Origin of the sequence: Arthrobacter sp. 1088, assembly GCF_031455315.1 — a bacterium.
Classification (GTDB): Bacteria; Actinomycetota; Actinomycetes; order Actinomycetales; family Micrococcaceae; genus Arthrobacter.
Map to the genome: position 1 here is coordinate 110,544 of NZ_JAVDSM010000009.1, position 22,676 is coordinate 133,219.

Here is a 22,676-nt window from a genome sequence, read left to right on the forward strand (position 1 = left end):
GCTTTACGCTTCTCCTCTGATCATTCGAATAAAGAGTTCATGCACGCGCTTCTCACCTGTGACTTCCGGGTGGAAAGAGGTGGCCAACAGCTGGCCGGAGCGCACTGCAACAATTCTAGCCAATCCGTGCAAAGTGGCGGTGTGGCTGGCATGCTCCGGATCAACCTGTGCCAGGACTTCGACTCCCGGGCCAACCCGTTCCACCCAGGGTCCACGGATGAAGACCGCGTGCACCGGATCCACGCCGGACTCGCCTGCGCTGAACTCGAGTCCTTTGAAATCGAGGTCGGTTTCAAAGGACTCGCGCTGCCGCCCAAAGGCATTGCGGCGCACTGTGATGTCCAGTCCACCGAAGGTCTGCTGGGGGTTTCCGTCCAGATCAGTAGCGGGATCGGCAATCTCGTCGGCAAGCAGAATCATGCCTGCGCAAGAGCCGTACACCGGAAGGCCTTCGGCGATGCGCTTCCGAAGCGGGTCCGCGAGTTCAAAGATCCTTGAAAGTTTGTCGATCGTGGTGGATTCCCCACCCGGGATAATGAGGCCGTCAACGTCATCCAGCTCTGCGGGGCGGCGGATGCCCACACCCGTGGCGCCTGCGGCTTCCACTGCGTGGATGTGCTCACGGAAGTCGCCTTGGAGGGCCAGTACGCCGATCCGGAGTCCTGCACCCACGCGTGATGAAGCGTCGGAAAGGGGGTTGGTCATTGGACCATCATAGTGGCCCGGCCCGGCAATCTCCTCCCGGAGGACGGGCGGGAGTGCCAGCAGGAGGAGCCTCCACGCCAAGTTCCATACCTTAACTGGGATATATTACAGAGCATGTTTTCCTTCAGCGTTCCCCTCGGCAAGCTGGTCCGCACACTGTCCCGGCTCCGGGGCGGCGGCTCTGCTTTCCCCGGCCTGGTGGTCGAAAAAATCGATCCCGGTTTCATGCAGAGAACGCTGTCCAGCCTTCCCCATGGCGTGGCTGTTGTCAGCGGCACGAACGGAAAAACGACGACCACCAAAATGGTGGTCGAACTGCTGGAAAGCCAGGGCCTGAAGGTCTTCACCAACCGCACAGGCAGTAACTTCACCCGGGGCGTGGCCGCCTCCCTTCTCGGCGAAGTTGACTGGCGTGGCCGCCTTGACGCCGACGTCGCCATCCTCGAACTCGACGAAGCACATGCCGTGCACTTCGTGAACAAGGTGCCGCCGCGTTTCAGCCTCTTGCTGAACGTCCTTCGGGACCAACTTGACCGGTTCGGCGAGATCGACAAGACGGCCCGTTTGCTCGAACACATTGCACTGAAGACCACAGACACCGTGGTGCTGAACCGTGAAGACCCCCGGGTGGCCCGCATTGCCAACGTCCTTAACGTTCCGGGGGCTGTCCACAGTCCCAGCGTCCGCTACTTCGGGCTGGATGAATCACTTCGCAGCACGTTCCCCAACGACGACGACATGCGCACCGCCACCACCGGACCGTCGTCCCCGAATACGCCGGCGCCCGGCACCGTGGGTGAGGTGGCTGACGGCCCCGCTGCCGACGTCGTACTCCGCCGTGTGGGTGCCCAGGACGCTGACTTTGAATTCGACGGCGAAACAGTCACCACGAGCATGAAGCTGCGGGGTGTCTACAACATCTTCAACGCGGCGGCCGCGCTCTCCCTGGCCAGGGCGATCCTGGGTACGGGAGCCGTCGACACTCCCAAACTGGTCAAAGCACTTGGTGACGTGGCTCCTGCTTTCGGGCGCGGCGAAAGCCTCACCGTGGACGGCCAGCCGTTGGAGCTTGTGCTGGTCAAGAATCCCAGTGGCTTCCGGCTCGGCCTGAAGTCCTTCCCGGCCGGTGGATACGCCACCATGATCGCCATCAACGACAACTATGCAGATGGCAGGGATATGTCCTGGCTCTGGGACGTTGACTTCGAATCACTCAGGGAAGATGGCGTCGAGGTCCTTACCGGCGTCCGCGCCTACGACATGGCCCTGCGATTGCAATACGACGAGGTCCGCTTCGGTACAGTCGAGACCGACATAACCTCGGCGCTCCATGCATTTATCGACGGCTCGCGAGGCAAGCCCAAGCGGATTTTCTGCACGTACACCGCCATGCTCGCGATCCGTCGCGAACTGGCCAAAATCACCATAGTTGAGGTGGTCTCATGACCTCGGAAGCACAGCCGACCAAAGGAACCATCCGCGTCCTCCAGCTGTACCCGCGGGACATGAATATTTACGGTGACTGGGGCAATGCCCTGGTCCTCCAGCAACGCATCAAGTGGCATGGCTACACGCCGGAGCTGCTTGAATACAACGTAGGCGATGACTTTCCCGGGGACGTTGACATCATCGTGGGCGGCGGCGGGCAGGACAGCGGCCAGCTGGTTATTCAGGATGATCTACAGGCCCGTGCCGATCATTTGCGGGATCTCGCGGATGGCGGCGCACCGATGCTGGTCATTTGCGGGCTCTACCAGCTCTTCGGAAAGTTCTTTAAGACCAGCGCAGGACCTGTCATTCCCGGGATCGGTATCCTCGACGTCGAAACGCACGGCACGGATGAGCGGCTGATCGGCAATGTCACGCTCAAGTCCTCCGAATTCGGGGACGTCCTGGGCTACGAGAACCACAGTGGACAAACCACCCTGGGCCCCGGCGTCCAACCGTTGGGGACAGTCACCAAAGGTGCTGGAAACAACAGCAAGGACGGGCACGAGGGCGCCCGCTACCGCAACGTGGTGGCCAGCTACCTGCATGGTTCGCTGCTGCCCAAGAACCCGGCGATCGCCGACTTCCTGATCCGCACGGCCGCGGAACGGAAATATGGCACTTTCGTGCCGGGAACGCCCGACGACGACTACGCCCGCCTCGCGCGGGAGCATGCTGCCCGGCGACCACGCTAGAAGCTATTTTTCCTTGGTCGTGAGCAACTCGTGGGCGCCGGCTGTTGCTGCGCCCATCGACTCGACCACGGCTTGGGTGCGCTGATGGGTCTCTGCATCGGCAGCCGGGGAAGCGCAGACTCCCTGCGGTGCGTCGCTGGCCACTGAGCACCAGCGGTAGGGATCCCGGACAATCACCGACGGCGCCCACGCGAGATCCGAGGCAGCCCAAACACCCGCCGCGTTTTGGCTGAACTGCGCACGGACCAGCAGTCCTTCGTTGTTGACTACATACCAGGGCGACAATTCCGTCACGCCATTACCCAGTCCATAGACAATCCACGTGCCCTTGTAGTTTTCAATCGGCAGCACCGAGTGCGTGTGGTGTCCATAAACCATGGTGAATTGCCCACTGTCCACCAATGCGTGGGCGACTTCCTGTTGCTGGGCGTTGGCCTCGCTGGCGTACTCGTCACCTGCGTGCATGACTCCGAGCACGATGTCGGCTCCAAGCGCACGGGCTTCGGTGGCTTTCGCAATCATGATGGTGGGATCAAGTTCGTCCACAAGCCACGGGTATTCCGGAATCTGACCGTTGTGGCCGTAGGTGCCAACGATGACTGCTACCGTTGCGGCGTCTGTCTTGAGCATCAGGATTTCCTGTGATGCAGCTTCAGTCCTGTAGGAACCAGTGTGCTTGAGCCCGGCAGCATCCATGGCATCCAATGTCCGGAGCAACCCTTCAGTCCCCCGGTCAATGGTGTGGTTGCTTGCCGTAGTGCAGGCTTGATACCCCACGTTTTTGGAGGCGGCAACGATCTGCGGCGGCACGTTGAAGGACGGGTACGCGGAGAACGGACCTTCGGCAGTGGCGACAGGAGTTTCCTGATGGCAAATGGCGAGATCGCTGTTGCGGATGTATCGGCGCTGGCCTTCAAGGAGCGGGATGAAGTTGTAGCCGGGCTGCCCTGCGGCGGCGGCGTCGGCGCGGGCCTGCTGCCACAGTTGGGTATGGATCAGCATGTCACCCGTGACTGTGATGGAAGTACAGCGCAGCTCTGGACAGGCGGGTCCCTTGCCAGGGGTGGGCGTAGGTGTTGGCGTTGGGGTCGATGTCGGGGCTACGGGAGCAGTTGCGGCGTTGCTCTTCTCCCGGGAATCGTTCTCGGCAATTACTCCACAGGCGCTCAAGCACAACGCAACTGCTGAGGCCACCAGCAGGGTGCCCGTTCGTCGTGAGGGCCTGTAACGCCCCCGGTCCGCGCGACGTCCGCCAGATGTGATGATCCCCATACGGGCAATCCTACGGCGCAAAACGCGCGGGATTCCGGCGAGCCACCCTTGAGGACACGATTCTTAAATGAAAGAGTCCCTTCATGACCAATCCGCTTTTGAGTCCCAGCCCCCTGCCGTCCGGCCTGCCACCTTTCGAAGCAATCACCACAGAGGACTATGCCGAAGCCATCGACGCGGGGCTGGAGGATCACCTCCGTGAAATCCAGCAGATTGCGGCCAACCCAAAACCAGCGACTTTCGAGAACACGGCTGTGGCCATGGAAAGGTCCGGGCGGTTGCTGGACCGGGCTGCGGCGGCGTTCTTTACGCTTGTCTCGGCAGATGCATCGGACGCCATCAGGGAGTTGGAGACGGCCTTCGCGCCCAGGTTTGCCGCGCATCAAGACGCCGTCTACATGAACCGTGGTTTGTATGAACGCTTCGCTGCCATTGACACCGCGGGCCTTGATGATGAGTCTGCGCGGTTGGTCCAGGAATACCTCAAAGAGTTTCGGAAGACCGGAATTGAACTCGACGACGACGGCCAGGCCCGCCTTCGGGAAATCAACGCCGAACTCTCACGTCAGGGCACCGAATTCGGCCAGCGCGTCAAGGAGGCGATAAAGGCTGCCGCTATTCTCCTCGACGACGAAGCGGACCTGGCCGGCATGTCCCCCGAAGACGTTGCTGGCGCTGCCGGGGCCGCCAAGGCTGCGGGGCACGAAGGCAAGTACCTCCTGACCCTGATCCAGCCAAGCAACCAACCAGCCCTTGCCTCGCTCGAAAACCAGGCCATCCGGCGTCGGCTGTTTGAAGCCTCACTCGGGCGGGGCACGGACGGCGGAAGCCTGGACGTCCGCGATCTGGTGACGGCAACAGTCCGTTTACGTGCGGAGAAAGCCAGCCTGCTGGGCTTTCGAAACTTCGCGGAGCTCGTGGTGGACCAGCAAACGGCACCGGACTTCGAGGCAGTGCAGGCAATGCTGGGCCGCCTGGCACCTGCAGCGCTCCGCAACGCCCAAGCCGAAGCCCTCGCTTTGGCCGAATCCGCTGGCCATTCGCTGGAGCCCTGGGACTGGGCCTACTATTCCGCGCAGGTCCGGCGGGAAAAATACCAAGTGGATGAACAGGCCATCAGGCCCTACTTCAGGCTCGAAACGGTCCTGGCCGACGGCGTCTTCTTCGCAGCGACCCAACTCTATGGCATCACGTTCCATGAGAGGCCGGACCTCGCCGGGTACCACGAGGACGTCCGGGTATGGGAGGTGCAAAACGAGGACGGCAGCGCTCTGGGTCTTTTCCTCGGCGACTATTACACACGGGAATCCAAGCGCGGAGGAGCCTGGATGAACTCGCTCGTGGAACAGTCCCATCTCCTTGGCACGCAGGCCGTGGTGATCAACAACCTCAACATCACCAAGCCGGCGCCGGGCGAACCTGCTCTCCTGTCCCTGGACGAGGTCCGGACGGTATTCCATGAATTCGGCCACGCGCTCCACGGACTGTTCTCCGACGTGACCTATCCCCGGTTCTCCGGAACGTCCGTGCCGCGGGACTTCGTGGAATACCCGTCGCAGGTCAACGAGATGTGGATCATGTGGCCGGAAGTCCTGAAGAACTACGCCCGCCACTACGCCACAGGCGAAGCGCTCCCACAGGAGATCGTTGACAGAATCAACGAATCCCTGCTGTGGGGTGAGGGATTCGCGACCACGGAATACCTGGGAGCAGCGTTGCTGGATGTGGCATGGCATGTGCTCTCCACGGAAGAAGTCCCTGCGGATGTCCTTGCCTTTGAAGCCAAGGCCCTCGCCGACGCCGGTATCGCGCACCCGTTGATTCCGCCGCGCTACCGTACCGGCTACTTCCAGCACATCTTTGCCGGCGCCGGGTATGCTGCCGGCTACTACTCCTACATCTGGAGCGAAGTCCTGGACGCGGACACCGTTGAGTGGTTCAAGGAAAACGGCGGCCTGACCCGCGCAAACGGAGAGCGGTTCAGATCCGAGCTGTTATCGACGGGTAACAGCCGGGATCCGCTGGAATCCTTCCGCATGTTCCGTGGGCGCGATGCCGAGCTCGAACCCATCCTGAAGCGCCGGGGACTGGAGTAATAACGACGCCGGCCCGGTCACCTCACTAAGGTGACCGGGCCGGCGTCGTACTTCTTTTGCTGCTTACCAGCCGCGCTCTGCGAGGCGGTGGGGCTGCGGGATTTCGTCGACGTTGATGCCAACCATCGCTTCGCCCAGGCCGCGGGAGACCTTGGCAATCACATCGGGATCGTCGTAGAACGTGGTGGCCTTCACGACGGCGGCAGCGCGCTCAGCGGGGTTGCCGGACTTGAAAATGCCGGAGCCAACGAACACGCCGTCGGCGCCGAGCTGCATCATCATGGCAGCATCAGCCGGGGTTGCAATGCCACCGGCGGTGAACAGGACCACCGGGAGCTTGCCCGTGGCAGCGATTTCCTTGACCAGCTCGTACGGGGCCTGCAGTTCCTTGGCTGCGACATACAGCTCGTCCTCGGGAAGGGCTGCGAGCTTGGCGATCTCGGAACGGATCTTGCGCATGTGCCCGGTGGCGTTGGAAACATCCCCGGTGCCGGCTTCGCCCTTGGAACGGATCATCGCCGCGCCCTCGTTGATGCGGCGCAGCGCCTCACCAAGGTTGGTGGCACCACAGACGAAGGGAACGGTGAAGTTCCACTTGTCGATGTGGTTGATGTAGTCGGCCGGGGTCAGGACCTCGGACTCGTCGATGTAGTCCACGCCGAGGGACTGCAGGACCTGGGCTTCGACGAAGTGGCCGATGCGGGCCTTGGCCATGACCGGGATGGACACGGCGGCGATGATCTGATCGATCATGTCGGGATCGGACATGCGGGACACGCCACCCTGGGCGCGGATGTCGGCGGGTACGCGCTCGAGCGCCATGACGGCGACGGCACCGGCGTCCTCGGCGATACGGGCCTGCTCGACGTTAACGACGTCCATGATGACGCCGCCCTTGAGCATCTCCGCCATGCCCCGCTTGACGCGGCTGCTGCCCGTGACGCTGTTCGCGGACGAACCGGCTTCGTTGCTTACATCTGGTGTAGACACAAAAACCCCTATGGGTAGATAAACGACCTTTTCGCCGGTGGCTCACGCAGCCACACGACCGCAATCAGCGCACACCGGATTTTCAGGTCAAGGTGACCAAGTACTAGTAATAGTAGTCGCACGTTGCCGGGTGGCAGTACATTCATTACCGCATACGCGGCCAAGAAGAGGGCCTGCTATAGGACACCTGCACAACTGCCACTGACGGACTCTGGTCAGATGCCAGTTTCCTATGCCTCGGCCATCGCTTGCTTGCGGACAGTCGCCATTCTTTGGACGATAGTGACCACACTGGCAAGCGCGAGAAGGATCAGGGTCGCGAAAAGCACCACTGCTGGAAGTCCAAGACCCGTAAGCCCGGTGATGAGAAGCACCGAAGCTAAACGCTCGGCACGCTCGGCAATGCCAACGCTTGCTTGATAGCCCAGTGATTCGGCCTTTGCCCGCGCATAGGACACCACCATGCCCAGTACCAGGCAAACGACGGCGGCAGTACCAATAGCCGGGTCCTCACCTTTGGTGAAGAACCAGATGGTCAGCCCCGCAAAAATGGCGCCGTCCGCCAACCGGTCCAAGGTGGAATCGAGGAAGTTTCCCCAACCGCCGCTTCTGCCTTGCAAGCGCGCCATAATGCCATCCACGACGTCCGAGAACGCGAAGAATGCCACCACCACCGAACCCCACCACAGGTATCCCAACGGATACAGCACCAGTCCGCCGAGAATGACCCCTGCTGTGCCAGCCACGGTCACTGCGTCGGGAGATACGCCAATCTTGAGGAGCCAACGCGCCAGGGGTGTGAAGAGGGAAGTAAAGAAACCACGCGCATGCCTATTGAGCATTCGACTCCCCCGGCCAGGCTTCGGCCACCAGTTTGCGGACTTCGTCGAGTGTCTGCGTAATGGCCTTGGTCTGGGCGATGATGGGGAAGAAGTTTCCGTCCCCACCCCAGCGCGGCACAACGTGCTGGTGCAGGTGCGCTGCAATTCCTGCTCCACCGGTGACACCCTGGTTCATGCCGAGGTTGAAGCCGCTGGGGTTGGAAACCTTCCGCAGCACCCGCATGGCCGTCTGAGTGAGCTCGGAGAATTCCGCCGTTTCTTCCACCGTGATGTCCGTGTAGTCCGGAACATGGCGGTAGGGGCAGATCAGCAGGTGGCCCGGGTTGTAGGGGAAAAGGTTGAGCACGACGTAGCAGGTCCTCCCCCGATAGACGATGAGGGACTCCTCATCGCTACGGGTGGGTCCCACACAGAACGGGCAGTCGTCCTTGTTCTTGAACTGGTCCTGTCCGCCTTTGATGTAGGCCATGCGGTGGGGAGTCCACAGGCGCTGAAAAGCGTCCGGAACACCTGCCAAGCCGAAGTCATCGGTTACTTCGGCGTCGCCCGGAAGGTCAGCTGCCGCGCCTGTGTTCTCCTGCACCGTCTATTGTCCGTCCGTCAGCTTTCGCGGTTCTTGACTGCGTCCACGATTCTGCGGACCGCCTCTGCCACGGGCACGCCGTTGTCCTGGCTGCCATCACGGAAGCGGAACGAGACAGCACCTGCCTCGGCGTCCTCACCGCCGGCGATCAGGACGAACGGGACCTTGTCTTTGCTGGCCGTGCGGATCTTCTTCGGGAAACGGTCTGAAGAGATGTCCACCTCGGCACGGATTCCTGCGGCTTTCAACTGGTCAACGACGTCGAACATGTAGTCGTTGAATGCCTCGGCCACAGGGATGCCAACCACTTGGACGGGAGACAGCCATGCGGGGAAGGCGCCGGCGTAGTGCTCGGTAAGAACGCCCATGAAGCGCTCCACCGATCCGAAGAGGGCGCGGTGAATCATGACGGGACGCTGACGTGTTCCATCGGCTGCCTGGTACTCCAGCTCGAAGCGTTCAGGCAGGTTGAAGTCCAACTGGATCGTGGACATCTGCCAGGTCCTGCCGAGGGCGTCCTTTGCCTGAACGGAAATCTTCGGCCCATAGAACGCTGCTCCACCCGGGTCCGGTACCAGGTTCAGCCCTGACGCCTCCGCAACCTCGGCGAGTGTGCGGGTGGCTTCCTCCCAGGCGGCGTCGTCACCAACGAACTTTTCCTCGTTCTTGGTGGAGAGTTCGAGGTAGAAATCATCCAGGCCGTAGTCCTTGAGGAGGCCAAGGACGAAGTTCAGTGTGGTGGTGAGTTCGTCCTTCATCTGCTCGCGGGTGCAGTAGATGTGGGCGTCGTCCTGTGTCATTCCACGGACGCGGGTCAGCCCGTGGACAACACCGGATTTCTCGTACCGGTACACCGAGCCGAATTCGAAGAGGCGCAACGGCAGCTCGCGGTAGGACCGGCCACGTGAGCGGAAGATGAGGTTGTGCATGGGGCAGTTCATCGGCTTCAGGTAGTAATCCTGGGCGGGCTTGCGCACAGTGCCGTCCGCGTTGAGCTCGGCATCCACCTGCATCGCGGGGAACATGCCGTCCTTGTACCAGTCAAGGTGGCCGGAGACCTCGTAAAGGTGTCCCTTGGTGATGTGCGGGGTGTAAACAAACTCATAGCCGGCGTCCACGTGGCGCTGACGGGAGTAGTCCTCCATGGCCTTGCGGATGATGCCGCCCTTGGGGTGGAACACAGGAAGGCCCGATCCGAGTTCGTCCGGGAACGAGAACAGATCCAGCTCCACACCCAGCTTCCGGTGGTCGCGGCGCTCTGCCTCTGCGATGCGCTCCTGGTAAGCCTTGAGGGCTTCCTTGGTGGGCCATGCGGTGCCGTAGATTCGCTGAAGCTGCTGGTTGTTCTGGTTGCCCAGCCAGTATGCGGAAGATGAGCGCGTCAGCGCGAACGCGTTGGAGATGATCTTGGTGTTGGGCAGGTGCGGTCCGCGGCAGAGGTCGCACCAGACGCTTTCGCCGCTCTTGCGGTCCACATTGTCGTAGATAGTGATGTCGCCCGCACCGACTTCAACGTTCACGCCTTCTCCGGCGTCGGCGGCGTCGTTCTTCTTGCCCAACAGCTCCAGCTTGTAGGGTTCGCCGGCCATGGCTTCGCGGGCTTCTTCTTCGGTGACCACGCGGCGGACGAACTTCTGGTTCTGGTTGATGATCTTCTGCATCATCTTTTCCAGCTGGCGAAGGTCTTCCGGGGTGAACGGCTCGGCGACGTCGAAGTCGAAGTAGAAGCCGTCAGTAATGTACGGACCGATGCCAAGCTTGGCATCAGGCCGCAACTGCTGGACTGCCTGGGCCATTACGTGCGCGGTGGAGTGACGGAGAACGTTGAGTCCGTCAGGGGATTCAATGGTGACACCTTCGACGTCTGCACCCTCGGTGAGAACCTGGTCAAGATCCTTCAGTACACCATTGACGCGGGCAACAACGACGTCGCGGCGCTCGAAGAAGAGTTCCGCGCCGGTAGTCCCTTCCGTCACCTTGGTCTCTTCGCCATCGACGATGAGGGTGATCTGTTGGGCATCTGACACGGGTGTCTCCTATTCATAGTGAAGGCTTCGTAGCTTGTGGCGTACGGGGACCACAGCCAGCCATCGTCAATCGTATCTGTTTGGACGAAGGCGGCCAAAGCAGCGCGCCGACGCCAGGGGTCAGCTCCCGAGACCCGTGATGGCCAGGTTCCTGGAGATACCCTCAAGGGGCCCTGAATGAGTGAATTCAGGCGCAAGCCCGACGCCGGGTGGCAGGACTTCGGCGAACGGCAAAGTTTCGGGGCGGCCAAGGTCCCAGGCTTTGCTGGCACTGAGGCTGATTCCCTTGGGTCCTGTTCTTCGCGTAGTTCCGCGGATCAGCAGAAGCCGGGTACCGAACAGGAGTGGACCCGATTCTTCCTGCGCTTCATGGAAGAAGACAGTATCCACGCAGCCTGTACCGTCGTCGATGCTGATGAACACCACGCGGCGCCCACCCCGCATGGGAGGTGTCTGCGTTGCGATCCGGACGCCGGCAACCAGTACCTCGGTGCCGTTGCGAAGACCCAGGAGTTTATCCGCCGTAGTGACGCCAAGCTTGTCCAGCAAAGGCCTATGGCTTTCCATCAGATGCTCACTCACATCCACTGCCATGAGATCAAGCTCTGCCCGCACGTTCTCCACCATGCTGGGCTCAGGTAGCCCAGCAGCAAGGTTCCGCAACTCCACATCACCAAGTGGTAGGGATAATTGCCCTTCAATGACCCCGCTGGCCTTCTTGGAGGGACTGCCCTGGAGTGCTTGCAAGTGCTGCACCAGATCGGCGCGGTTTGCAGTTCCGCCGGCATCCCGGTGCAGGGCATCGAAGGCTCCGAGTTGGGCGAGCCGCTTGATATTCGGTTTGCTCACCCTGGCCCTGGCCCGGAGGTCCGCGAGGGAGTCGTAGGGTTGGCCCGCTACGATCCGCTTCAGCTCCGCTCCCGACAGTCCATATATTCCGTTCAGGCTCAAGCGAATGCCGAGCTTGCCCGAATTTTGGCCCTCCAGGATTCTTTCCACCCTGTATTCAGCCTGGCTGCGATTAATATCCAAGGGCAGGATGGGAATACCCAAGCGGCGGGCCTCAGCAACCAGCAGCCGTTTGGGGTACATCCCGGGGTCGTGTTCCCACAGCCCTGCAAGGAACGCTTCAGGGTGGTGTGCCTTCAGCCATGCCGATTGATAGGTAGGCACAGCAAAGGCAGCTCCATGGGCTTTGCAGAAACCAAAGCTGCCGAAGGCTTTGAGGGTTCCCCACACTTTGTCCACGACCTCCGGGGAGTATCTCTTGATCGCTTCCCGACGGAAATACCTCTCTACTTCAGGTTCGTGGAACTCGTCACCCAAGGCCCTTCGAAACTCGTCTGCCCGGTCCAAACCACACCCTGTCATGACATGGAAGGTCTTCAGGATCTGCTCATGGAAAACCGTAACGCCATGGGTTTCCTGCAAAACGGGCTTCAGGTCCGGATGAGGGTAGACCTCTGGCGCGAAACCGTGCCGGTGTTCAAGGAACGGCCGGACCATGTCCGACTTCATGGGACCAGGGCGGAACAAGGAAATATCGATAATGAGGTCGTTGAATTCCCGCGGTGCCATCTTCCCAATCAGCTCACGCTGGCCGGGGGATTCAATCTGGAAGCAGCCCAAAGTGTGGGTACTGCGGATCAACTCATAGGTGGGTTCGTCGTCGAAAGGCACCGCGTTGAGATCAATCCTGCCGTCCTGGGCAATATAGTCCGGACCGGAGCCTCCCGCTTCCACCGGATGGCGGCCGGCCGCCACCACCTCCGCTTTGGATGGGTGCATGCGGATAACTTCCCGCACCGCAAACGCCATGGCGCTTTGCATCCTCACACCCAGGACATCAAGTTTGAGCATGCCCATGGGATCCATGTCGTGTTTGTCGAACTGGCTCATGGGCAGACCCAAACCGCTGGGCTGTACCGGGGTTCTGTCCAGGAGCGTGGCATCGCCCAGGATCACCCCGCACGGGTGCATGGAAATGTGCCGGGGAAGGCGGTCCAGTCTTTCAGTGAGATCCACCAACAGGTCCAGCTGTTGGTTTTCCTCCATGCCCCCGGGCCCTTCACGGCCGGCCTCCACCCGTCCGGCAAATTCCCGGAGTTCAGGCTTTTCAACCAATGCCTCCCTGAATTTGCGCGCGGAGAACCGCCACAACTGCTTGGCAATTTCGCCGATTTCACCATCATCCATGCCAAGGGCCATGCCGGCATCGCGGACAGCACCACGGGCCCTGTACCCGTTCTGCATACTCATCAGGGTCACCCGTTCGGCTCCGAAGCGCTCGAAGATCTTCCGGTAGACGTTGTGCCGTTCGGCGCTTTCGACGTCGATGTCAATATCGGGAAGGGTGGATCGGCGACCCGAGAGGAACCGTTCGAAAATGAGGTCATGCCGGATGGGATCCACTTGGCTGATGTCGATCAGATAGTTGACCAGGCTGGAGGCTCCGGAACCTCTGGCAGCTACCCGGACGCCCATCTCGATGATCATTCTGGATACTTCCGCAACAGTGAGGAAGTAGGAGGCAAAGCCGAGTTTGTCGATGATCCCCAGCTCATGCTGCAACCGCGAGCGCATCTGTATTTCCGCATTGCCGTTGATGCCGGGGAAGCGCCTGGTGATTCCTGCCTCGCATCGTTGGGTGAGTTCCAGCATGGGGTCCTGGTCGATGCCGATGATGGAAGCTTCGGGAACAACGGGCTTTTTCCATCCCATGTCCAGGACGGGATCGATACGGCATTTGTCGGCGAGCGCTTCTGTGTTGGAGAGCAGCTTGTTCAGCCCTGCTGCTCCTTGGCCTGCGGCGCCCATGATTTCCTTGCCGAGTTGGAGCATTTGTTGGGCGTTTTTCAACCAACCCTGCCCGGTTGGTTGGAGCTGGCCTGTTGGTTGGAGCAGTGGGGCTGCGGAGAGTTCGGGGAGGGATTTTAGTGTGCGTGCAGAGTCCAGGACGTCTGCGGTGGGAGCGCCGTCCTGGGCGCAGTAGCGGACGGCGTTGCTGAGGATGGCGGGGATGTTGTATTCAAGGGCGAGTTTGAGCATGCGCACTGCGTGGGATGTGCTGAGGGGCTCTCCAGGGGCGCTGAGGTGGGATACGGCTTCGGCGACGATTGTCCCGGGCGGCATGGCGTCGATCCATTGTTTGAAGAGTGTCCGGGGGCGAAGATATTTCCACCCTCCCATGGCCCGGCCTACATCGGAGTCCGGTCCTATGAGGACGGTTAGCACGGGTTTGAGGGTTTGTGGGTCCAGTGTGCGTGATGCGAGTTCTGCCCTTGTTACGGCGACGGGCACTACTCCCCCGGCTTTGCCGGAGGTGCGGGCGTGGGCGTCTGAGACGAGTCGGCAGAGTGCCCGGTAGCCGGCGCCGTTGTTGTTGCCGTGGGCGAGTACGACGACGCGGCCCGCTACTTGGGTGCGGTGGTCGCCGTCGTCGTCGAATATGGCAAGGTCCACGCCGATGATGGGGTCGATACCGGCGTCCATGCATGCTTTGAGGTGTTTGATGGTGCCGTATAGGCCGTCCCGGTCAGTACAGGCGAGCGCTGTTGCGCCGTCTGCTGCGGCTGACTGGGCAAGTTCGTCCGGCCAGGAGACGCCATAGTGGGCGCTGAAGGCTGTGGAGACGTGCAGGTGTGTAAAGCTCAAGGTTCAGGCGGCTTCGTCTGGTTCGACTGCCTGGGCAGGTGCGGCGTCGTGGATACGCAGGAGCCGCCAGCGGCCGCTGGCAAGATGGCGGACGAGGTCAAGGGTGATGGTTTTGCCGGTTTGCCTTTCGTCCTGCGGGCGCTGGAGTTGGACCCGCCAGATTTCGTGATCCACCAAGCCTGCGCCGCTTCCCAGTGGTGCCCGGCTTTCTTCTACCCACCATTGGCGTCGTTCATACCATCTGAGGGGTTCGTTGGTAACGACGTAGCGGGTTCCTTTCCACTGGATTTCCTGCGGCTGGCCTGTATCCGTGCAGATGACGTCCACGGACTCACTGAAAAGTCCCATATCCACACTCCTTGCCTGTGAGCAATTACTGTTCGAATGTATGTTCGAATGTATCCAGTTTACGTTGCCCCTCCGACAAAACCTACTGGGAAGTTTTGCTCCTTCGGGGCGCTTTGGACTTTCGCTTCGCAGCAAGGTCGAGCATCTTGTCGCGCAGGGGTTGGGCACCTTCTGCGAGCGCCACGCGCATCATCAATGATGAACCGATGCGGTATTGCTGGGTCCGAAGAACGCGTTGACGGTTGTAGGCGGCGAGGGCCTGGTCCAGGGGCAGGGTGTTGACGAGCTTGCCCAAGGCGACGGCGTCTATCAGCGACTCACAAGCGCCCCGCCCGAGGTTGGGTGCCATGGCGTGGGCCGCGTCACCGATGAGGACTACGTTGTCCCGGGAATAGCGCCTTAGCGGCGGGGCGGTCCATATGCGTTGTGCCAATGATGTGTCAGGCGTCGCTGCTTGCAGGACATGCTGGATACCTTGCGAGTGCCCGGCGTAGCGGCGGCGCGCCACTGCCAGGGCTTCGCCGACGTCAATTCGCTCGGGCCCCATCCCGGAGCGGAAGGACGCATACCAGTTGGTTCCCCCGCTTGATGGGCCTATGCCGAAGAGGTCCCCGCGCCCCCAGTACTCACCGATGGTTTCGCTGCCGGGCTCTTCGGCGATGACACCTCGAACGGCGAGGTAGGGGGTCAGCTTTGCTGCACACCCCTGGCCCCAGACGGAACGCCTTACCATGCTGTGCACTCCGTCTGCCGCCACTACGAGGTAGGCGTCGCCTGGAACCTCATCCACTTTTCCGTTGCGTTTCTGGACCGTCGGGGGCACGGCGGAGTCCAGGAGCCGCAGGAGCGTGTGGCGGGCGACTCCCACAAGGTTCTGCCCCTCCACACTCAGCCACGGCATCCCTGCGGCACTTCGGAGCGCGCCACCCGTGATGGTGGGGCTGTTTTCCCGGACGGCATCAAGGATCCCCAATGAGGCCAGGGCTTCCTGGGCTTCGGGCCACATGGCCAGGGTTGTTCCTACTGCCGGGAGGCCGGTCCGCTGTTCGTGCACAGTGACGTGAAACTGACTGGGGTCAAGAGTTCCCGCAAGGGCGAGGCCTGCTATTCCACCACCGACGATTTCCACCTTTTTCATGGTGCCAATGTACTACTACATTTGTAGTAATTGTGAGGTTAAAGACTAGACTTTCGCCATGCCGGACAGACGAACCGATCTTGCCGACGCGGCCCTCGCCGTGGTGGCCGCCAAAGGTCTCAAGGGACTGACCCACCGCGCCGTTGACGCCCAAGCCGGCGTGGCCGTTGGAACGACCTCCAATTACTTCCGCAACCGTGCCGCGTTGGTAGCTGCCGCCGTCGACCGCGTTGAAGAACGGGATTCGCTCCTGCTGCAGCAGCAGGGTGGATCCGGGATCCCGACGTCGGTAGCCGCCCTGGCGGAACAGCTCGCGGGAGCGCTGGTCCGGCTCGCAAACAATCACGCTGACCTGACCCGCGCACGGTTCGCCTTTGCCCTGGACCAACCCGAGGTGGTGGCCGCCGGGCACGAGAGGATGCTTTCAGCTCTTGAACAGATGCTCGATTCCATGGGAATTACCGACCCAAGGGCCCGTGCAGAAGCCGTATCGGACTACGGCGACGGATTGGCCATGCACCTCCTGACAGCACGCCGCGGCCAGGCGATGGACCAAACCACAGTGGCAGCCAACGTCCGGCGACTCTTGGAGGGATGAAGCAAAGGGGTGGACGCGGGCGGGTCCACAGAGCAGGATTGTGGCATGAGCACCAATGACGCACTCCTGAAGCAGGTCAGTATCTCCGCCGCAGATGACAACCTCGTTGCGAGATTCGAAATCGAAGGCAACATACCGGGCTCCGGCGCTTATGTCGTGGGCCTTGTTGCTGCCAGCGAGGACTATTCCTCCCAACGAAGGCTGGGCATTGAGTTCATGAATGGAGAAGCGATCTCGTTTTACTCCTTCAACCACTCACTCAGTGCCGAGGAAAACTACGACATCAAGGGCGTGGAACACTCCGGGAACGTGATCACCGGAAACTTCCCGATGTCCGCCATCCATGGACTCAGTAAAGGCCACGTCATGACGGCCTTCAGCGAAGCGGACGGCCGCGAATTCCAGGCCGGCGTTCCGGTCACGGAAGCGCTCTAGCTGCAAGAGCAGCTCTAGCCAGGGGAACAGCTCCAGCTAGAAAAGGCCCTCTACCGGCTCAATGAGTTCCGGTCCGTTGTTGCGGACATTGCCGACGGCGGCACCCACCGCGTCGAGCGTCCAGCTGGCAGCGGCGTCGTGCGCCTTTGACCGCACCAGATCCACGAGGCCGGCCGCATCATCTTCACGCGGATTCAACCAGGCTTCCATCGTGTCCTTGCTCATGGGCAGTGGAACGCGGTCATGCAGGGCAGTCAGCTCGTCGAACACCGAGGCACTCCGCCGGGTCATGGCCGACTCGGCCGTCGGGGTGTCCGCCGTGAGAATCGACATGGACAGCAGCCAACGGGCCGGATCATCATCAGAGGCTGACTGGTCCCGCCACCATTCATACAACCCGGCAAACACCACGCCCCCACCATCCGCCGGATGCACATAGTACGGCTGCTTTGACTTCCCCTCGCCCTTCTTCCACTCGTAATAGCCATCGGCAGGAACAGCGCACCGCCTTGCCGCAGCAGCCTTTCGGAAGGACGGCTTCTCCAGGAGGGTCTCACTGCGGGCATTGATCAGGCGGGCGCCGCCTTTGGGATCTTTCGCCCACGAGGGCACCAATCCCCAGCGCGCAACATGCAACTGCCGCTTCAATCCATCGTCCACGAGCCTTTCCAGCACAATCGGAACAGCATCCGTTGGAGCCACATTCCACGATTTTTCCAGGGCGATCTCGTTTTCAAGTTCGGCATCAAAGTCAGCCAGCAGATCCCCCACGGCACGGGCCATTACATAACGTCCACACATGGGAACAGTCTGCCGTGTCGCCCAAGCACACACCAGCCCGGAATGTGACGTAACCCCGAATCCCGGCCTCACGGGAATTATTGGGCTGCGGGTTACGGTTGATACCAACGAATCACCCGTGGAAACGACCAATACCGAGGAGAGCTCTGTGGACTTCACTCCCGACTCCGGCACCATCACCATGTTCTCGACCACCTGGTGCGGCTACTGCAACCGCCTGAAGAAGCAGCTCGACGCCAAGGGCATCGGCTACACCGAGATCAACATCGAAGAAGTAGATGGCACGGCCGAACTCGTCGAGCAGCTCAACGGAGGCAACCGCACCGTCCCCACCGTCCTCTTCCCGGACGGAACCGCAGCAACAAACCCTTCTGCCTCCGAAGTAGAAAACCGCCTCGCAGCCTAAGGCATTCACTTCCGCTGTCCGGCCGCCGCCTCGAAAATCGGGGCGGCAGCCGGTTCAAGACGAATAATCACAGACTTCGACGCCGGCGTATTGCTGCCTTCCGCTGTTGAATCCAGCGGCACCAACACATTCGCCTCCGGATAGTAGGCAGTCGCGCAGCCCCTGGCACTGGGGTACGCCACTAAACGCAACTGGCGCAGCACACGGTCAACGCCGTCGTCGGCTTCGCTGTGCACATCCACATAATCGCCGTCCTGGAAACCCAACCCCGCCAGATCCCCAGGGTTCACCAACAAGACCATGCGGCCCTTCATGATGCCACGGTAACGATCATTCATGGAGTAAGTGGTCGTATTGAACTGGTCATGGGACCGCACAGTCTGAAGGAGCAGTCTCCCCGGCGGTACTTCAATGGTTTCCAGGTCATTGACGGAAAACATGGCTTTCCCCGTTGCCGTGGGGAACGTCCGCGAATCCCTGGGACCATGCGGAAGGACAAAACCGTCGCGCTCGCGGATGCGGGTATTGAAGTCATCAAATCCAGGCACCACATGGGAAATGTGGTCCCGGATGGTGTCGTAATTACGCCTGAGGTCCGCCCAATCCACAGGCACCTTGTGGTCAAGAACCGCCTCGGCCATGCGGGTGACAATCGCCACTTCGGACAGAACGTCCGGAGCAATGGGTTCCAGCGTCCCTGCCGAGCGGTGCACGGCACACACAGTGTCCTCTACGGTGACAAACTGCTCAATCCCGTCCTGCTTGTCGATTTCGGTGCGGCCAAGGGTCGGAAGGATCAGGGCCTGCTCGCCAACCACCACATGTGAGCGATTCAACTTGGTGGAAATCTGGACCGAAAGCCTGGTCCGACGCACAGCCTCCTCAGCGACCACGGTGTCCGAGATCGCATGCACCAGGTTCCCTCCCAGCGCGATGAGGACCGTGATCCTGCCATCACGCATTCCACGGATACTGTCCACCGAATCAACACCGGCCTTCCGCGGCGGGTCAAAGCCAAACTCATCCTGCACGGCGTCGAGGAACCGCGGCGGCATCTTCTCCCAAATGCCCATGGTCCGGTCACCCTGCACATTGCTGTGTCCACGGATTGGCGAAGGTCCGGCCCCCGGTTTGCCAATGTTGCCACGCAGTAGAAGAAGATTAATGATCTCCTTAATGGTGGGCGCCGCCTTCTTATGCTGGGTCAGTCCCATCGCCCACGTAATGATCACCCTCTCCGCGTGGATGTACCGTGCAGCGAGTTCATCGATTTCTGCGCTGGTCAGGCCGGTGGCGGCAAGAACGTCCTGCTCCTGCAAAGTTGCGAGGTGGGCAGCGAACCCAACAAACCCCTGGCAATGCTCATCGATGAACGTGCGGTCCAGCACCGAACCCGGCGCAGCCCGTTCAGCATCCAGGACGCGCTTGGAAACAGCCTGGAGCAGCGCCATATCCCCGGCGAGCCTGATTTGCAGGAACTGGTCAGCCAGGTCAGTTCCCTTCCCCACGAGGCCTCGAACACGCTGTGGGTTCCGGAAGTTGATCAGGCCAGCCTCAGGCAAAGGATTAACAGCCACAATGGACGCACCCGCGAGTTTGGCCTCCTCCAGTGCCGTCAGCATCCGCGGATGGCAGGTCCCCGGGTTCTGCCCCATGATGATGATCAGGTCCGACTTCGCGAAGTCCGTATACGTGATGGCCGATTTGCCCACCCCAATGGTCTCGCCCATGGCAAGGCCAGTGGACTCGTGGCACATGTTTGAACAATCCGGAAGGTTATTGGTCCCGAAAGCCCTGACGAAAAGCTGGTACAGGAACGCTGCCTCATTACTGGTGCGTCCACTGGTGTAAAAAGTGGCCTCATTCGGATCGTCGAGGGCGTTCAACCCGTTTGCAATGATGTCCAAGGCCCGCTCCCAGCTGACGGGCGCGTAGTGGTCCGAGCCTGCTGCCTTATACACCGGTTCCACCAGCCGGCCCTGTTGGCCCAGCCAATACTCGGAACGGGACTCCAGGGAACTCAGCGGGTTTCCGGCCCAAAACTCCGTGGGGATCCTCAGCGGCTCCGCCTCCCACCCGATAGCCTTGGCGCCGTTTTCACAGAATTCGGCAGCCTTGCGTTCCGGCGGATCAGGCCAAGCACAGCTCATGCAGTCGAAACCGTCTTTTTGGTTGACTGCTGTAAGTGTCTTCCATGCGCGGGAAGGGCCCATATAGGCCATCGCGTGGGGAAGGGTTTCGCTGAGGCTGGGCAAGCCGGCGGCCGACCTCTTGGGTTCGCTGACGCTCAAGTCGACGTCGGTATCCTGAACTGGGTGCTTCTTGCGGCCCATCATTCCACCAGGTTTCGTGTGGTTGGGTTCCTGATTCCCTCAGCGTAAACCCGGCCCCAAGCGTGCTCAATGGCGGTGAAAGCCACCTACGCCAAGAGACTCCTGAAGTCGCCCTCCACCACGTGTGCGTAGCTGCGGTAAGCGTCAACCACGGCGTCCTCCACCGTTTTGACGTCCAAGTGGGGCAGCAGGTCATTTGCAGCACCGGCGGTGGCCGGATCCCAATCGAGGCCAAGTGCAGTGTAGCTCGCCGTCAGTACGTCCCGGATCGGACCGGAGTTCTCCACCACAATCACGGAGCTGAACAACCAACCGCCGGAAACCACCCGCTGCGCAGTCCCTATCAGCTTGATCCGATGCGCGGGAAACTCCGCATCCTCCCCGTGAACGCTGAACTCTCCGGGGCAGTACTCCCCCGGGATCTCCCCGACGGCGGCCTGGACGCCGACGCTGCGAAGGGCACCTGCCAGCAACTCACCGAACTCCGCGAAGCGGGCTTTCGCACGGACGATCGCGTCAGGGTGCGGCTCAATGTGATCAATCACCAGGGTGCCTTGGTGATAAGCCGCCGCACGTCCACCGGCTTTCCGCACGAGGGGCTCGAAGCCGAGCTCCCGGCACGCATCCTCGGCGGCGCTGAAGCCGGGCAGGTTCGCATCGCGCTGGCCAAAGGCAACGGTAGGCTGCGGGCGGTACAAGCGAAGGGAGGGACCCAGTTGCCCGCTGCGGGCCCGCTTCAGCAGCTCCAACGCAAAATCAAGATCCCCGGCAGCACCAAGGGATTCCTCTTGGCGGTAGACGGTCAGCTCGGAGCGCTCCGTGAGGCCGCCGTCGGCTTTGTTCCGTGCTTCGCTCATCAGCTTTTCCTCAGCGTCAGGATCTGCTCGGCCCTGCCGAAAGGTCCGTCGGTGTCATGGAGCACGCTGGACGTCAGGCCGATGCCATCTGCCCCGAAGGAGACTTTGTTGTCCAGACCGAGCCACTCTCCCGAGGGCGCACGATACATGTGGATCTGGAGGTCCACGTTGGGGAAGATGTAGCTGTTCTCCCCTGGGGGGACCCGTGCGGCGATGCCATTGGCGGTGTCGACCAAGCCCATGAGCCGGGCAAGATCGCTGCTGTCTTCCTTGTCAGTCAAAGGGTGCATGGTCCGGATCCACACCTTGCCCGAACCTGGCCGATGGCCTTCGGCGATACGCATTTCCAAGGACCGGATGTAGCCGCCGGGCCATACGCTGGCACCATCCCACAACTTGCATTCGTCCGGGGCGGGCATGGCCTCGTCTTCGAACGCCGCCACGGCGCTGGTATCGCTGGTGATCATGCGCCACGCCGCGGCACGGATGGCGACACGCCCGCCGGCGGAAAGCTCAGCTTGGATGAGTTCAATCGTTCGTCCCGGCCGCAAGGTTGAGGTGGTTACCTGGAACTCGCCGCCGGGGATCAGCCCGAGAATCTCGTAGCTGATCCGCGCCATACGGACGTCGTCCCGGGGCTCATGCCTCAGGAGGGCGTCAGCCATGATGCCGGAGGCCGGGGCCATGTGTTGTTCGTGCGGATTCCAGGCACCCTGGGCATGAATCGTGGAGCGGTACCGGCCCCCACCCAACGATTCGTAGTAGAAGTTGCCCTCCGCCAGTTCCGGTAATGAGGTTGTCAACGCGAGCCTTTCGCCAATCCAGCAGTAGAACTCAGACCACTGTATCCGCTGATTTGGCAGCCGACCGACGCCGCCGGGCAACCACCACCCACACGATCACGGCGAGCACAGCCAGCACCGAGAGCCCGGCACCAGCCGGCGACGTCGCAGCTACCGCAAGCCACGCCTCAAGGGCGGCCAGTCCGATGGTTGCGTACAGCAACGCCCAGATGATGGAACCCCCGATAGCAGCGGGGAGATAGCGGCGCAACGGCATCCGCGCTGCGCCGGCTGCCAGATTAACGGCGGTCTGCAGGCCGATGGTCAGGAAGGACAGCACGACGGCGTACGGACCCCAACGCTGTATGAAGGCTTGGGCCCGGGCTGCCTTGGACTGTTGGAGCGACGGCTGTTGAAGCGACGCCCCGAAGCGGGTGTGTGCGAAGCCGGCAACTGCCCCTCGACCCAGCCAGTACGTGACATTGACGCGGATCATGACAATCGCGAAGAGCGCCGCAAGCGCGACGCCAAAGGGCAAGCTCATGATCTGGTGCACGTGACTTAGGCTACCCTAAGCGCCGCAGGCTCCATGACCAGGTCCCGCGGGCAAGTGCCCGGCGCCACGG

21 protein-coding genes are annotated in these 22,676 nt (G+C 61.4%); 7 read left to right on the top strand and 14 right to left on the bottom strand.

The window, feature by feature from the left end:
- Positions 1-3: 3 nt before the first annotated feature.
- Positions 4-705 (bottom strand): pyridoxal 5'-phosphate synthase glutaminase subunit PdxT, encoded by a 702-nt coding sequence (gene pdxT / locus J2Y41_RS15455; RefSeq protein ID WP_216925537.1) that lies wholly within the window; start codon positions 703-705, stop codon positions 4-6.
- Positions 706-819: 114 nt separating this feature from the next.
- On the opposite strand from pdxT, the gene J2Y41_RS15460 reads away from it, so the two are divergent.
- Positions 820-2,151, top strand: coding sequence for a MurT ligase domain-containing protein (locus tag J2Y41_RS15460; protein ID WP_309929778.1), 1,332 nt, complete (start codon positions 820-822; stop codon positions 2,149-2,151).
- Positions 2,148-2,888, top strand: coding sequence for a type 1 glutamine amidotransferase (locus tag J2Y41_RS15465; protein WP_224164489.1), 741 nt, complete (start codon positions 2,148-2,150; stop codon positions 2,886-2,888). Before J2Y41_RS15460 ends, J2Y41_RS15465 begins: the two co-directional genes overlap by 4 nt.
- A gap of 3 nt (positions 2,889-2,891) precedes the next feature.
- Here J2Y41_RS15465 and J2Y41_RS15470 read toward each other — a convergent pair whose 3' ends face one another.
- Positions 2,892-3,890 (bottom strand): CapA family protein, encoded by a 999-nt coding sequence (locus J2Y41_RS15470; protein ID WP_309929780.1) that lies wholly within the window; start codon positions 3,888-3,890, stop codon positions 2,892-2,894.
- On the opposite strand from J2Y41_RS15470, the gene J2Y41_RS15475 reads away from it, so the two are divergent.
- Complete coding sequence (locus J2Y41_RS15475; RefSeq protein ID WP_309929782.1) at positions 3,889-4,116, top strand: hypothetical protein; 228 nt, start codon at positions 3,889-3,891, stop codon at positions 4,114-4,116. The two genes, J2Y41_RS15470 and J2Y41_RS15475, sit on opposite strands and share 2 nt — an antisense overlap.
- 127 nt (positions 4,117-4,243) lie before the next feature.
- Entirely contained in the window at positions 4,244-6,256 is a 2,013-nt protein-coding gene (locus J2Y41_RS15480; RefSeq protein ID WP_309929784.1) for a M3 family metallopeptidase, read from the top strand.
- 63 nt (positions 6,257-6,319) lie between these two features.
- On the opposite strand, the gene pdxS is transcribed toward J2Y41_RS15480, so the two are convergent.
- From pdxS to J2Y41_RS15515, 7 genes are all read right to left on the bottom strand, one after another.
- The gene (pdxS, locus tag J2Y41_RS15485) at positions 6,320-7,246 is read right to left on the bottom strand and encodes a pyridoxal 5'-phosphate synthase lyase subunit PdxS (RefSeq protein ID WP_020608520.1); all 927 of its coding nucleotides are present in this window, start codon (positions 7,244-7,246) and stop codon (positions 6,320-6,322) included.
- Between the two features lie 230 nt (positions 7,247-7,476).
- Positions 7,477-8,088 carry a phosphatidylinositol phosphate synthase gene (gene pgsA / locus J2Y41_RS15490; protein ID WP_309929787.1) on the bottom strand — a complete coding sequence of 204 codons (612 nt, stop codon included), beginning with the start codon at positions 8,086-8,088 and terminating at the stop codon, positions 7,477-7,479.
- Positions 8,078-8,671: an HIT domain-containing protein gene (locus J2Y41_RS15495; protein WP_224090593.1), complete on the bottom strand. Its 594-nt coding sequence runs from the start codon at positions 8,669-8,671 to the stop codon at positions 8,078-8,080. The genes pgsA and J2Y41_RS15495 overlap by 11 nt, the downstream gene beginning before the upstream one ends.
- A 17-nt stretch (positions 8,672-8,688) precedes the next feature.
- On the bottom strand, positions 8,689-10,698 hold the full coding sequence (thrS, locus tag J2Y41_RS15500; protein WP_224090594.1) for a threonine--tRNA ligase: 2,010 nt from the start codon (positions 10,696-10,698) through the stop codon (positions 8,689-8,691).
- A gap of 120 nt (positions 10,699-10,818) precedes the next feature.
- Positions 10,819-14,352 (bottom strand): DNA polymerase III subunit alpha, encoded by a 3,534-nt coding sequence (locus J2Y41_RS15505; RefSeq protein WP_309929791.1) that lies wholly within the window; start codon positions 14,350-14,352, stop codon positions 10,819-10,821.
- A 3-nt stretch (positions 14,353-14,355) separates the two neighbouring features.
- The gene (locus J2Y41_RS15510) at positions 14,356-14,700 is read right to left on the bottom strand and encodes a DUF6504 family protein (protein ID WP_309929793.1); all 345 of its coding nucleotides are present in this window, start codon (positions 14,698-14,700) and stop codon (positions 14,356-14,358) included.
- Positions 14,701-14,782: 82 nt separating this feature from the next.
- Entirely contained in the window at positions 14,783-15,838 is a 1,056-nt protein-coding gene (locus J2Y41_RS15515) for an FAD-dependent monooxygenase (RefSeq protein WP_309929795.1), read from the bottom strand.
- 58 nt (positions 15,839-15,896) lie between these two features.
- Here J2Y41_RS15515 and J2Y41_RS15520 point away from each other — a divergent pair, with 58 nt between their 5' ends.
- On the top strand, positions 15,897-16,436 hold the full coding sequence (locus tag J2Y41_RS15520; RefSeq protein ID WP_309929796.1) for a TetR family transcriptional regulator: 540 nt from the start codon (positions 15,897-15,899) through the stop codon (positions 16,434-16,436).
- Positions 16,437-16,481: 45 nt separating this feature from the next.
- Positions 16,482-16,871 carry a hypothetical protein gene (locus tag J2Y41_RS15525; RefSeq protein WP_216925525.1) on the top strand — a complete coding sequence of 130 codons (390 nt, stop codon included), beginning with the start codon at positions 16,482-16,484 and terminating at the stop codon, positions 16,869-16,871.
- 36 nt (positions 16,872-16,907) lie between these two features.
- Here J2Y41_RS15525 and J2Y41_RS15530 read toward each other — a convergent pair whose 3' ends face one another.
- Positions 16,908-17,654 carry an SOS response-associated peptidase gene (locus J2Y41_RS15530; protein WP_309929914.1) on the bottom strand — a complete coding sequence of 249 codons (747 nt, stop codon included), beginning with the start codon at positions 17,652-17,654 and terminating at the stop codon, positions 16,908-16,910.
- A 166-nt stretch (positions 17,655-17,820) separates the two neighbouring features.
- Here J2Y41_RS15530 and J2Y41_RS15535 point away from each other — a divergent pair, with 166 nt between their 5' ends.
- Positions 17,821-18,078 carry a mycoredoxin gene (locus tag J2Y41_RS15535; protein WP_017197512.1) on the top strand — a complete coding sequence of 86 codons (258 nt, stop codon included), beginning with the start codon at positions 17,821-17,823 and terminating at the stop codon, positions 18,076-18,078.
- 5 nt (positions 18,079-18,083) lie between these two features.
- On the opposite strand, the gene J2Y41_RS15540 is transcribed toward J2Y41_RS15535, so the two are convergent.
- The 4 genes from J2Y41_RS15540 to J2Y41_RS15555 form a co-directional block, all read right to left on the bottom strand.
- Positions 18,084-20,411: an FdhF/YdeP family oxidoreductase gene (locus J2Y41_RS15540; RefSeq protein ID WP_309929916.1), complete on the bottom strand. Its 2,328-nt coding sequence runs from the start codon at positions 20,409-20,411 to the stop codon at positions 18,084-18,086.
- Between the two features lie 86 nt (positions 20,412-20,497).
- The gene (locus J2Y41_RS15545; protein ID WP_309929797.1) at positions 20,498-21,268 is read right to left on the bottom strand and encodes a lipoyl protein ligase domain-containing protein; all 771 of its coding nucleotides are present in this window, start codon (positions 21,266-21,268) and stop codon (positions 20,498-20,500) included.
- Complete coding sequence (locus tag J2Y41_RS15550) at positions 21,268-22,071, bottom strand: thioesterase family protein (RefSeq protein WP_309929799.1); 804 nt, start codon at positions 22,069-22,071, stop codon at positions 21,268-21,270. Before J2Y41_RS15550 ends, J2Y41_RS15545 begins: the two co-directional genes overlap by 1 nt.
- Positions 22,072-22,102: 31 nt before the next feature.
- Positions 22,103-22,606, bottom strand: a complete 504-nt coding sequence (locus tag J2Y41_RS15555) for a VTT domain-containing protein (protein ID WP_309929801.1) — start codon at positions 22,604-22,606, stop codon at positions 22,103-22,105.
- Between the last annotated feature and the right edge of the window lie 70 nt (positions 22,607-22,676).

What these genes read in the sequence shown, in the direction of transcription:
- J2Y41_RS15530 (WP_309929914.1), bottom strand. Translation starts at nt 17,654, where the DNA reads ATGGCCCGTGCCGTGGGGGATCTGCTGGCTGACTTTGATGCCGAACTT.
- pdxT (WP_216925537.1), bottom strand. Translation starts at nt 705, where the DNA reads ATGACCAACCCCCTTTCCGACGCTTCATCACGCGTGGGTGCAGGACTC.
- J2Y41_RS15480 (WP_309929784.1), top strand. Translation starts at nt 4,244, where the DNA reads ATGACCAATCCGCTTTTGAGTCCCAGCCCCCTGCCGTCCGGCCTGCCA.
- J2Y41_RS15460 (WP_309929778.1), top strand. Translation starts at nt 820, where the DNA reads ATGTTTTCCTTCAGCGTTCCCCTCGGCAAGCTGGTCCGCACACTGTCC.
- J2Y41_RS15465 (WP_224164489.1), top strand. Translation starts at nt 2,148, where the DNA reads ATGACCTCGGAAGCACAGCCGACCAAAGGAACCATCCGCGTCCTCCAG.
- J2Y41_RS15520 (WP_309929796.1), top strand. Translation starts at nt 15,897, where the DNA reads ATGCCGGACAGACGAACCGATCTTGCCGACGCGGCCCTCGCCGTGGTG.
- J2Y41_RS15510 (WP_309929793.1), bottom strand. Translation starts at nt 14,700, where the DNA reads ATGGGACTTTTCAGTGAGTCCGTGGACGTCATCTGCACGGATACAGGC.
- J2Y41_RS15525 (WP_216925525.1), top strand. Translation starts at nt 16,482, where the DNA reads ATGAGCACCAATGACGCACTCCTGAAGCAGGTCAGTATCTCCGCCGCA.
- J2Y41_RS15475 (WP_309929782.1), top strand. Translation starts at nt 3,889, where the DNA reads ATGTCACCCGTGACTGTGATGGAAGTACAGCGCAGCTCTGGACAGGCG.
- J2Y41_RS15545 (WP_309929797.1), bottom strand. Translation starts at nt 21,268, where the DNA reads ATGAGCGAAGCACGGAACAAAGCCGACGGCGGCCTCACGGAGCGCTCC.
- pgsA (WP_309929787.1), bottom strand. Translation starts at nt 8,088, where the DNA reads ATGCTCAATAGGCATGCGCGTGGTTTCTTTACTTCCCTCTTCACACCC.
- J2Y41_RS15515 (WP_309929795.1), bottom strand. Translation starts at nt 15,838, where the DNA reads ATGAAAAAGGTGGAAATCGTCGGTGGTGGAATAGCAGGCCTCGCCCTT.
- J2Y41_RS15540 (WP_309929916.1), bottom strand. Translation starts at nt 20,411, where the DNA reads ATGGGCCGCAAGAAGCACCCAGTTCAGGATACCGACGTCGACTTGAGC.
- J2Y41_RS15470 (WP_309929780.1), bottom strand. Translation starts at nt 3,890, where the DNA reads ATGCTGATCCATACCCAACTGTGGCAGCAGGCCCGCGCCGACGCCGCC.